General features: G+C 41.7%; 1 protein-coding gene. It reads right to left on the minus strand.

Annotated features, from left to right (window positions below):
• A partial coding sequence (locus KDK19_RS04185) for a hypothetical protein (protein WP_257291388.1) occupies positions 1-1,040 on the minus strand: 1,040 nt, incomplete at both ends.

The following is a 1,040-nucleotide window of genomic DNA, read 5'->3' on the forward strand; positions in this document are numbered from 1 at the left end:
CTTCCTCTTCCTTTATCGCTTCCAATGACTCTCTTGCTTCCACTTTTTCGAATTTTTCTGCAACTGTTTTTGCTTTCGCTAACGCGATCGATGCCGTGTTTAATTCATCTACCGCTTTCGCATGCTCTTGTGTTTGCACACGAATTTCTGCTATTACTTGCTTTGCCTTTTGCGCTTTCACTGACGCAGTTTCCACTGCCGCTAGCACTGCTGCTATCGCTTCTGCGTGTTCATGCTGTTCGTATGGCAGATATAGGGGATTTATAAAAGTCTCGTCTATTCGAGCTAAAATAAGATCAACTGCACCATCAGAGCCTTTCGCCGGAAGTTGCTCCAAAAACTCTCTGAGTAGACGTATGGAAGGTGTTACTCTGCCTGGAATTTTGCTTTGTGGATTTTTTAGGTAGGTGTCTGCTTCAAACGCTAGTTTCAGTTCGAAAGGCTTGGGAATCAGCAATAGCCACTTTAGTAACACTCCGGTCAGAACCGCTGAATGCGACTCCGACTCTAATAAAATCTCAATAGACTGTGACACTCCGGAGAATGCAGAGGCACAGGCTGATAATGTTACCAGAAGCTCTCCTTTCGTGGCATATTCAAAAAACAGCAAGAGCATTCTGGCATAAGGGAAGTAGAAGTTTTCAGAATGCAAAATGGTCTCTTTTATCTTTTTGGCATTGAACATGACTTGCGGGCTAAACGACAACTCAATAGTTTTGTCATCATCTGACATTTTGGCCCTCATCATGGCCAGTGCCTTGAGAAAGTAGTAATAGCCCAGTCCCAGCTCGTTTGTTGGGTTTTTATTTTTTACTACAGCTTTTTTGAATGCCGAGATCTGTTTTTCTACCTGTTGTAAAAATTTTTCCGGATTTGCCTGAATTAATCTGACTTCCTTAATAATGTTGTTATCCAGTTGAAATAAATGTTGGGCATGTATTATTTTATTGAATACCTCATTTGATACTCTGATGCCCGGCTTCAAGTCTTTTGGTTGTCTGGCTGCGTTTACGGTTCTTTTTGCTTTTTCAGGATTTGCA

It is taken from the genome of Endozoicomonas sp. ONNA1 (assembly GCF_024606325.1).
In the GTDB taxonomy this organism is placed as follows: Bacteria; Pseudomonadota; Gammaproteobacteria; order Pseudomonadales; family Endozoicomonadaceae; genus Endozoicomonas_A.